Source organism: Mesorhizobium sp. M7A.F.Ca.US.005.03.1.1 (assembly GCF_003997975.1).
GTDB classification, from domain to species: Bacteria; Pseudomonadota; Alphaproteobacteria; order Rhizobiales; family Rhizobiaceae; genus Mesorhizobium; species Mesorhizobium ciceri.
Window position 1 is genome coordinate 1 of record NZ_RZRO01000158.1, and the last position, 9,379, is coordinate 9,379.

Annotated in this window: 8 protein-coding genes and 1 pseudogene; 5 read left to right on the forward strand and 4 right to left on the reverse strand. The window is 62.5% G+C overall.

Features of this window, described 5'->3' with window-relative positions; all coding sequences use genetic code 11:
* Window positions 1-5 precede the first annotated feature (5 nt).
* From EN990_RS33795 to EN990_RS33810, 4 genes are all read right to left on the reverse strand, one after another.
* Window positions 6-1,055, reverse strand: coding sequence for an ABC transporter permease (locus tag EN990_RS33795; RefSeq protein WP_224621515.1), 1,050 nt, complete (start codon window positions 1,053-1,055; stop codon window positions 6-8).
* 25 nt (window positions 1,056-1,080) lie between these two features.
* The gene (locus tag EN990_RS33800; protein WP_127368538.1) at window positions 1,081-2,628 is read right to left on the reverse strand and encodes an ABC transporter ATP-binding protein; all 1,548 of its coding nucleotides are present in this window, start codon (window positions 2,626-2,628) and stop codon (window positions 1,081-1,083) included.
* A 97-nt stretch (window positions 2,629-2,725) separates the two neighbouring features.
* Window positions 2,726-3,820: a BMP family ABC transporter substrate-binding protein gene (locus tag EN990_RS33805; protein WP_013529894.1), complete on the reverse strand. Its 1,095-nt coding sequence runs from the start codon at window positions 3,818-3,820 to the stop codon at window positions 2,726-2,728.
* Window positions 3,817-4,653: a GntR family transcriptional regulator gene (locus EN990_RS33810; RefSeq protein ID WP_063173785.1), complete on the reverse strand. Its 837-nt coding sequence runs from the start codon at window positions 4,651-4,653 to the stop codon at window positions 3,817-3,819. The genes EN990_RS33805 and EN990_RS33810 overlap by 4 nt, the downstream gene beginning before the upstream one ends.
* Before the next feature lie 250 nt (window positions 4,654-4,903).
* On the opposite strand from EN990_RS33810, the gene EN990_RS33815 reads away from it, so the two are divergent.
* The 5 genes and pseudogenes from EN990_RS33815 to EN990_RS33835 form a co-directional block, all read left to right on the forward strand.
* The gene (locus EN990_RS33815) at window positions 4,904-5,761 is read left to right on the forward strand and encodes an aromatic ring-hydroxylating dioxygenase subunit alpha (protein WP_127369653.1); all 858 of its coding nucleotides are present in this window, start codon (window positions 4,904-4,906) and stop codon (window positions 5,759-5,761) included.
* Between the two features lie 29 nt (window positions 5,762-5,790).
* Window positions 5,791-6,684, forward strand: coding sequence for an aromatic ring-hydroxylating dioxygenase subunit alpha (locus EN990_RS33820; protein WP_013529897.1), 894 nt, complete (start codon window positions 5,791-5,793; stop codon window positions 6,682-6,684).
* Window positions 6,685-6,705: 21 nt separating this feature from the next.
* Window positions 6,706-8,472, forward strand: coding sequence for a Rieske 2Fe-2S domain-containing protein (locus tag EN990_RS33825; protein ID WP_127369652.1), 1,767 nt, complete (start codon window positions 6,706-6,708; stop codon window positions 8,470-8,472).
* 71 nt (window positions 8,473-8,543) lie between these two features.
* Window positions 8,544-9,194, forward strand: a complete 651-nt coding sequence (locus EN990_RS33830) for a glutathione S-transferase (RefSeq protein WP_063168879.1) — start codon at window positions 8,544-8,546, stop codon at window positions 9,192-9,194.
* Window positions 9,195-9,252: 58 nt separating this feature from the next.
* Window positions 9,253-9,379 (forward strand): annotated as a pseudogene (locus EN990_RS33835) (S-(hydroxymethyl)glutathione dehydrogenase); the annotation flags it as partial.

Consider the following 9,379-nt stretch of genomic DNA (forward strand, 5'->3'; position numbering starts at 1 on the left):
ATCCATCAGGCTGTCTCCAGCGCGTGCGTGTCTCGGGCCGGCCGTATCAGGCGGATGCGATAAAAAATGAAGAAGTCGGCGGCGAGCAGGAAGAACAGAAGGATGCCCTGGAAGATGCGCGTCAGCGCCGAGGGCAGGCCCAGCGTCATCTGCACGCCTTCGCCGCCGAGGAAAAGCAGCGACATCAACAGCCCGCCAAGCACGATGCCGAAGGCGTTCAGCCGGCCGATGAAGGCGACGATGATGGCCGCGAAACCGTAGCCGGGCGAAATCTGCGGCGAGAGCTGGCCGAGCGGCCCGGCGGCTTCCGCCATGCCGGCGATGCCGGCGGCCGCACCACCCGCCATCAGCCCGATCCAGACGGCGGCAGATTCGCGAAAGCCGGCATAGCGGGCGGCAAGCGGTGCCGCTCCGCTCACCGACATCTTGTAGCCAAGGAAGCTGCGGTCAGTGAACAGCCACATCACGAACACGGCGACGACGGTGATGAAGATCGAAGGGTTGAGCCGATAGGCCGGGTCGAAGGATTCGAACAGGGCGGCTGTCGGCAGAAGTGCCGTCTGCGGGTAGTTGAAACCGGCCGGATCGCGCCACGGTCCATGCACGAGATAGGACAGGAACAGCGTCGCGATGTAGGTCATCATCAGCGTGACCAGGATCTCGTTGGTGTTCATGCGGGCGCGCAGGAAGGCAGGGATCGCCGCCCATGCCATGCCGGCGCCCATGCCGGCAACGAACATCAACGGCAACAGCAGCACGCTGTCCGGGTTCGGCCAGAAAAGACCGACGCCGCTCGCCGCAATCGCGCCCATGGTGAACTGGCCCTCGGCGCCGATGTTCCAGACATTGGCGCGGAAGCCGATAGCCAGCCCACACGCAATGAGGATCAGCGGCGAAGCCTTGAGCAGCCATTCCGACAAACCGTTGAGGGAATTCAACGGCTCGACAAAGAAGGCGTAGAGCGTCGGCAGCGGATCGTGTCCGAGCGAGGCAAAAAAGATCGAGCCGACGACCAGCGTCAAAACCGACGCCAGCACCGGCGCCGCGACGCGCATTGTTGCCGAAGGCTCCGGCCTTTGTTCAATCCTGAAGCGCAACGTCGCCACTCCCAATTGCCATTTGATCCGTGCCCATCGTTCGACCGGTCATCAGCAGCCCGACCTCTTCGCGGTCGGTCGTCTTGCGTATCAGCGGCGGTGACACGCGCCCCTGGCAGATCACCAGAAGCCGGTCACAAATCTCGAACAGCTCGTCGAGTTCTTCGGAGACGACGAGCACCGCCGCGCCGGCGCGGCTGAGGTCGACGATGGTCTGGCGGATGAAGGCGCTGGCGCCGACATCGACGCCCCAGGTCGGCTGGGAGACAAGCAGAAGCTTCGGCTCGAGCGCGATCTCACGGCCGACGATGAATTTCTGCAGATTGCCGCCCGACAGGCTTTGCGCCGTCGAAGCCGGACCGTTGGCCTTGACCTTGAACCTGTCGATGATGCCAGCTGCGAAGGCGCTGGCTTTGCGCCGGTCGACCAGGCCGTTGCGGACGGTGCCGAAGCGATGGGCGGTCAGAACCGCGTTCTCCCACAGCGTATGCGACGGTACCGCGCCACGGCCCAGCCGTTCCTCGGGAACGAAGGCGAGACCGAGCTTGCGGCGCTCGTCGGCACGAAGGCGAGCGGCAGCGGTACCGTAAATCCTGATCGCGTCGTTGTTGTGATGCGTGCGTTCGCCGCTGAGCAAGGCGATAAGCTCCGCCTGGCCGTTTCCGGACACTCCCGCCAGGCCGACGATTTCCCCGCCATGAACGTTGAAGGAGACGTCCTTCAGATCCACGCCGAAATGGTCTCTTGCCTTGACCGAAAGGTTGTTGACCTCGAGCACTGGCTTCTCGCTCGGGGTCGGCGGGCTGACATGCATTTCCGGCAGCTTCGAGCCGACCATCATGCGGGCGAGCTCGAGCGAGGTCGTCTCTTTCGGCCGAGCGGTGCCGGTGACCTTGCCGTTGCGCAGCACGGTTGCGGTGTCACAGAGCTCCTGCACCTCGTCGAGCTTGTGGCTGATGTAGACGATGCTGCAGCCTTCAGCGGCGAGTTGTCGAAGCGTCTCGAACAGCTTGACCACCGCCTGTGGCGTCAGCACGGAAGTCGGCTCGTCGAGGATCAGAAGCTTGGGCGCCTGCAGCAGGCAGCGCACGATCTCGACGCGCTGCCGCTCGCCGACAGAGAGGTCATGCACCTGGCGATGCGGATCGATCGGCATACCGTAGCGAAGCGAAAGCTCGCGGATCTTGGCGGCAAGCGAGGGCAGATCGAAGGCGCTGCTTGCCGAGAGCGCAATGTTCTCGACCACTGAAACGGATTCGAACAGCGCGAAGTGCTGGTAGACCATCTCGATGCCGAGCGCGCGCGACGTCGCCGGGTTGTGCGCCGCGATCGGATTGCCGTCGCAGAAGATCTCGCCGGAATCGGCCTGTGCCGCGCCATAGATGATCTTCATCAGGGTCGATTTGCCGGCGCCGTTTTCGCCCAGCACGGCGTGGATTTCGCCGGGCTGGATAGACAGCGAGACGTCGTCATTGGCGACGACGCCGGGATAGCGCTTGCAGATGTTGCGCAGTTCTAGACGCGGATGCATGGCGGGTCCTGCCGTGGCGTGAAGCGAGGTTGGACGGGAACCAGGCAGGGAGACGCCGAAGGTCGGTCTCGGCGCCTCCCTGGTTCTTTGATGGCGTTCAGCTCAGCTTGCCGATCATGCCTTTGACGAACCAGTTCATGCCGCGAACATCGTCATCGGCCAGGACGGAGCCTGCAGCGACCTTGAGGTTGCCGGCCTGGTCCTTCAACTCGCCGCCATAGGGGTGCACCTTGCCGCTGCCGATGTCGGCCTCGAGCTGCTTCAGCTTGGCCTTGGTGTCGGCCGGTATGCCGTCATTGTAGGGCGCCATCTTCACGACGCCCGCTGCCAGTCCATCCCAGCGCACTTCCGGCTTCCAGGTGCCGGCGGCGACGGCCTTGGCGGCGCCGACATAGTCGCTGGTCCAGTCGAGGACAAAGGACGTCAGCTGTTTGCCCGAAGCGAACTTGGCCATGTCGCTGGCGTAGCCGATCGACCAGGCGCCGCCTTCACCCGCGACCTGGACGCCCGTCGCCGTGTCGGTCATCGAGCAGATGACATCGCAGCCTTGCGAAAGCAGCGTCTTGGCGGCCTCCTTCTCCTTGCCCGGATCGAACCAGGAATTGAGGAAGATGGCGTTGCAGGTGGCGTTCGGATTGACGCTTTGCGCACCGAGCAGCAGCGCGTTGGCCGGGCCGACGATATCCGGAATCGGAAAGCCGCCGATGAAACCAATCTTGCCCGATTTCGACATGTAGCCGCCGGCCGCGCCGGCGACGAAAGTGCCCTCGTAATATTTGGCTTCAAAGGTACCCAGATTGGCAAGGTGGACGATGCCGGAGCAATGTTCGAAAGCCACCTTGGGGAACCGCGGCGCCACTTTCTGCATGGGCGTTCCGTGCGAAAAGCTGGTGCCGAAGATCAGTTTGTTGCCGGCGCTGGCCAGCTCGCGGAAAATGCGCTCCGCATCCTGCGGCATGAAGATGTTGTCGATGACGGTGAGTTCGGCCTTGTCGCCGAACGCGGCTTTGATCGCCTCGACGCCAAGGCTGTGCTGCTTGGTCCAGCCGATTTCGGCGATCGGCGAGACGTAGACGACGCCGATCTTGAGCACCTCTTGAGCCTTGGCGACCGTGCTCAGCCCTCCGGCACCGAGCGCAGCACCCAGCGCACCGCTGTATTTCAGGAATCCGCGTCTTGTCAGGTCGTTCATGTCGGTAACCCTCTGTTGGTTTTTTTGGTTGATGCCCGGCTTGTCGATGCCCGGTCTTTGTTAGGGAGATGGACGTGCGCGTGCGCCGCGCCGTCGCCATTCCCGGATGGTTTTGCCTGCCTCAATCCAGCCGATATCGTCGCTCCGTCGGCCTTGCCGTCGAGATAGGGTGCGAGCGCTTCGGCAGGCGTCATCTCCGGAAACACCTCGCGATCCATGATGTAGCCGCGCACCACGGTGCGGTGATGCGTGTCGATCAGGTCCATGGCCTGTTTCAGGCGGCCCTTTTCCAGAAGGTCGACGACCCTCGAATGATCGTCGAGCAGATTGCAATAGTCGAAATCGGCTGAAATGAGCGAGCGCAGCAACGTCGTGCGGCGCACCAGCTGGGCATGGATTTCCTGCATCACCTTGTTGCGGCTAAGGCGCACGAACACCGTGTGGAATTCCTGGCCGAGCACGTCGGCCAGCGCATCGTTGCCGGCGGCGACTGCCTGGCGCTGGCGTTCGACATGCTGGCGCAGCTCGGCCCATCCGGCGGGGCCAAGGCGATCGCTGAGCTGGGCCGCCACCCCCTGTTCGACAAGGGTCAGCGCGTCGTAAATCTCCATTGCCTCCTGCATGCTTGGCCTGGCGACGAAGGCGCCGCGGTTGCGCTCGATCTGCGCCAGCCCGTCATCGGCGAGCCGTATCAGGGCCTGACGCACCACGATGCGGCTGACATCGAATATCTCGGCAAGCTCGCGCTCGCCGAGCTTGCAGCCGGGCACCAGCCGATGGTCGATGATGGCGCGGGTCAGCGTGTCCGCGATCGTCTGGGAGCGGCTGCTCAAGGCACGGTTCTCCGCCTTTGCGACGACATGATCAGCAGGCTTTCCATGATGAAGACATGACGCTTCGGGATGTGCCATATCCCAGGTTCAGGTTTTCCATATCGGAATTCAATCATCATAGTCTGTCAACACAAAAAATGATTTTGGCTGACAAAAAATCATTGATTGGTATCCAATCTTGTGATTTCGTCATTGCGAAACGTCAGGCTAGGTTCGTGGTGAAGGGCTAGCCGAGTTGGGAGGGATGCCGATGGCAACCCGTTGCGTCGACCGCGAGCTTCTGAACGACTGGCATATCGTCGCTGACCAGGAATCGCTCAGCCAGGATGTGCCCTTTTCGACCCGTCTGCTTGGGGTCGATCTCGTCGTTCGCAAACATTCAGACAAGATCGAAGTCGTTCGCAACGATACCGGCGACGTGTTGAAGAGCGCCGAGCGCTATGGCTTCGTCTGGACCTGTCTGGACAAACCCTGGCGCGACATCATCTACATCCCCGAGGCCAACGAGGCGGATCGACATCTGGTCAGCGGCGGCTCGATCGCGGTCAAGGTGTCGGGCCTTCGCGCCGTCGAGAATTTTCTCGACATGGGGCATTTCCCCTTCATCCACACCGGCTGGCTCGGCGAGGAGCCGCATACCGAGGTCGTGCCTTACAAGGTGGAAATCACGCCCCAGGACGAGGTGCTGGCGACCGAATGCAAATTCTACCAGCCCATCGCGTCGCCGACCGCGAAGGAAGGGTTCGTCGTCGAGTACATCTACAAGGTGATCCGGCCCTATACGGTGGCGCTCTACAAGAGCAATCCGATCCAGAAGGGGAGGCTGGATGTCATCACGCTGTTCGTGCAGCCGGTCGACGAGGAGAACTGCGTCGCGCATCCCTATCTCTGCTACCTCAAGGAGGGCATGGACGCGGCGACGGTGCGCAGTTTCATGCAATTGATCTTCGCGCAGGACAAGCCGATCCTGGAAAACCAGGTCCCCAAGCGCCTGCCGCTCGATCCGCGCGCCGAGACCCCGATCCGCGCCGATGCCGTCTCGGTTTCCTATCGGCGCTGGCTGCGTGACAGGGCGGTCACCTATGGTGCGATACCGGCACAGATCTGATGACGTCCGAGGGTATTTGAAGGGATAACATGATGACGAAATGCGCTGATCCCGTGATCCTCAATCTCTGGCATCCCGTGGGCGCCATCGCGGAAGCTGCTCCCGGCGCCGTCCAGGAGACCGTTCTGCTCGAGGAGCGCCTCAGCTTTGCGGTGGACGCGGATGGCGAGCCCGTCGTCTGGCGCTCGCGTCCCGATGTGCAAAGGGCTGACCATATTCCACCCGCCGACAGGCTGCCTGCAATAAGCGCCTATGGCTATGTCTGGACTTCGCTCGGGTCGCCGCCGGCCGAGCTGTTCCCGATCCCCGAATATCAAGAGCCGGACCGCCGTAAGCTCAATGCGGCAACGTTCGGCGTCAACGTCTCGGCGCCGCGCGCCATCGAGAACTTTCTCGACATGGGCCACTTCCCCTATGTGCATACCGACATACTCGGCGTCGAGCCGCATACCGAAGTCAAGGAATACGACGTCGAGATCTCCGTCGATCGTGACGAGATCCTGGCCACGCGCTGCCGCTTCTTCCAGCCGATGGCGTCGACGGCGTCCGATGGCGGCGCCGACGTCGACTACGTCTATCGCGTGCCGCATCCCTATTGCTCGGTGCTCTATAAATCGAGCCCGGTCGACGAGACCCGGCGCGATGTCATCGCCGTCTTCCTGCAGCCGGTCGACCAGGAGCATGTGCGCGCCCACATGCTGCTTTGCGTGCTCGACGAAGACAATGAAGACAAGGTGATCAAGCGTTTCCAGCAGACGATCTTCGGCCAGGACAAGCCGATCCTGGAAAACCAGGTGCCGAAGCGCCTGCCGCTCGATCCGCGCGCCGAGACGCCGATCCGCGCTGACAAGTCGGCCATCGCCTACCGGCGCTGGCTCAGCCAGAAGGGCGTGACCTACGGGGTCATCCCGGCTGCAGCCTGACAGACATTTTGGAGACGATTGATGTTGGAAGAAGCCAGAAGCCGGTGGCATCCGATCGCCGCTGCCCATGATTTGCCGTTTCGCCACGTTTTCCACGGCCAGTTGCTCGGCCGGGAATTCGCCGTGTGGCGGGCCGATGACGGTTACGTCAACATCTGGGAGAACCGCTGCCTGCATCGCGGCGTCAGGCTGTCGATCGGCATCAATGACGGGCGCGAACTGAAATGCCAGTATCACGGCTGGCGTTATTCGAACCGCACCGCTGGCTGCACCTATATCCCGGCTCATCCGGCCGATGCACCCGCCCGCACCATCACCAACCGCACTTTTCCGGCGGTCGAACGTTATGGCTTGGTCTGGTCCTCGGAAGAGCCGCGCGGGGAGGTGCCTGAGATTGCCGGCCTCGCCGAAGGCAAGCTCCTCGCCTTGCGCGGCATCGCGGTCAACGCGCCGGCCGACAAAGTCGTCGAGAGGCTGAGAGCCTATCGCTTTCAACCCAACGGAGCGATCGATGGCGAGGGCGCCGACATTCTCGTCGAAGCCGCCCAGGATTTCGCTGTGGCGCTTCGCTCGCGAGCCAGCAGCGCCGAGACGCAGGGCGTTTTCTTCGTGCAGCCGGTCGATTCCAACCGTTCGGTGATCCGCGGCGTGCTCGATCAGGAGGCCGAGGGCGCCGCGCGCATTGCCATTCTGCGTCACCACAATGAGCGGCTTTCCAAGCTGCGCGACGAGGTCGAGCGCGACGTGGCGAACGCGCCGGCGCCGGCGCCGCTCGAGCCGGTCTACGAACGGGTCTCGGCCGAACTCGCCGAAATGCCTGAGGTGACCACGCATGGCCGCAAGGCTGCGCTGCGTGTCAGCGTGGCCAGAAAATGGCAGACCGCCGACGGGATCGCAGGCTTCGAGCTTCGTCCGATCAAGGGCATCCTGCCGACGTTCCAGCCTGGAGCCCATATCGACGTCCACATGCCCAATGGCGAGATCAGGCAGTATTCGATCACCAACGGTCCCGGTGAAACCGACAGCTTCACCATCGGCGTCAAGCTGGAACGGGACTCCAAGGGTGGCTCGAAATGCATGCATGAGACGGTGCGAGAGGGCGACGTGCTGGCGATTTCCGAGCCACGCAACAACTTCCCGCTGCGCCGCGATGCGATCAAGACGCTGTTCGTCGCCGGCGGCATCGGCATCACGCCGCTGCTCGCCATGGCGCAGGCGCTGAAGAACCAGGAGCTTGCGCACGAGCTGCATTATTTCGCGCAAGGCGAGGAACACCTCGCCTTTGCCGATCGGCTGAAGCATCTCGGCGATGCGCTGAAGCCGCATCTCGGCCTCTCGCCCGACGCGACCGGCGCCGAGCTTCGACAACTCCTCGCCGGTCATCGCAATGGCATGCATCTCTACATCTGCGGCCCGGGACCGATGCTGGAAGCCGCGCGCAAGATCGCGGCCGAGCAGGGCTGGCCGGATAGCGCCGTCCATTTCGAGTACTTCAAGAACACCAACAAGATCGACGACAGTTCGAGCTTCGAGGTCGCGCTGGCGCGCTCCTGCGTCACGCTTCAGGTGCCGGCGGGCAAGACGATCATGCAGGTCATGCGCGAAAGCGGCATCGATGTTCCGTCGTCTTGCGAGCAAGGCGCCTGCGGCACTTGCGTGGCGACGGTGATCGAGGGCGAACCGGACCATCAGGACGTCTACCTCAACGATGCCGAGAGGAAGGCCGGAACCAAGATCATGACCTGCGTTTCGCGCGCCAAATCGGCACGCCTCGTGCTGGACATCTAACTGTTTGTTTTACGCAATTCCGGACGGAAAACCGTTACACACATTTCCTGGAATTGCTTTAGGAGCTGCCGATGATCACGCTTTACGACTACGAACTGTCGGGCAATTGCTACAAGCTGCGGCTGCTGATGAGTTTTCTCGGCATCGACTACAAGACCGTGCCGGTCGACTTCTACCCCGGCCGCGAACACAAGTCGGAATGGTTCCTGAAACTCAATCCGCTTGGCCAGCTGCCGGTCATCGAGGATGAAGAGCTGATCTTGCGCGATGCCCAAGCGATCCTTGTCTATCTCGCCTCGAAATACGATCCGTCGGGCACCTGGTATCCGCGGGACAATCCCGCTCTGCTGGGCGAGATCAGCCAGTGGCTGGCCTTTGCAGACGGTATCACTTCGACGGCGTCGGCCGCCCGCCTGCACGATGCGCTGTTTTATGACTTCGATATCGATGCCGCGCGTGCCGGCGCGCATCGCCTTTTCCGTATCCTCGACGAGCATCTGTGGTTCGGCGAACAGCAGGGCCGCAACTGGATCTGTTCGGCCAGTCACCCGACCATCGCCGACATCGCCTGTTTTCCTTACATCATCCTGTCGGAGGAAGGCGGTGTTCCGCGCCAGGACTATCCGGCTATTCGGCGCTGGTGCGACCGTGTCAAGCGCATCAAGGGCTTCACCGTCATGTCGGGTGTGTTTCCCGCCGGCCCCGGCAAGATCGCCGCATAGTCTGATCATAAGCGCCGCGTTCTGGCCCGGCAAAATAGAGATTTGGGAGAGAAAAAGAATGAAAACCCGCGCCGCTGTCGCTGTCGCCGCCGGAAAGCCGCTGGAGATCATGGAGGTCGACCTCGAGGGCCCGCGCGAGGGCGAAGTGCTGGTCGAGATCAAGGCGACAGGTATTTGCCACACCG

Bases quoted from the DNA above. Each gene is read 5' to 3' on its own strand.
- EN990_RS33820 (WP_013529897.1), top strand. From the start codon at position 5,791: ATGATGACGAAATGCGCTGATCCCGTGATCCTCAATCTCTGGCATCCC.
- EN990_RS33830 (WP_063168879.1), top strand. From the start codon at position 8,544: ATGATCACGCTTTACGACTACGAACTGTCGGGCAATTGCTACAAGCTG.
- EN990_RS33825 (WP_127369652.1), top strand. From the start codon at position 6,706: ATGTTGGAAGAAGCCAGAAGCCGGTGGCATCCGATCGCCGCTGCCCAT.
- EN990_RS33815 (WP_127369653.1), top strand. From the start codon at position 4,904: ATGGCAACCCGTTGCGTCGACCGCGAGCTTCTGAACGACTGGCATATC.
- EN990_RS33805 (WP_013529894.1), bottom strand. From the start codon at position 3,820: ATGAACGACCTGACAAGACGCGGATTCCTGAAATACAGCGGTGCGCTG.
- EN990_RS33800 (WP_127368538.1), bottom strand. From the start codon at position 2,628: ATGCATCCGCGTCTAGAACTGCGCAACATCTGCAAGCGCTATCCCGGC.
- EN990_RS33795 (WP_224621515.1), bottom strand. From the start codon at position 1,055: ATGCGCGTCGCGGCGCCGGTGCTGGCGTCGGTTTTGACGCTGGTCGTC.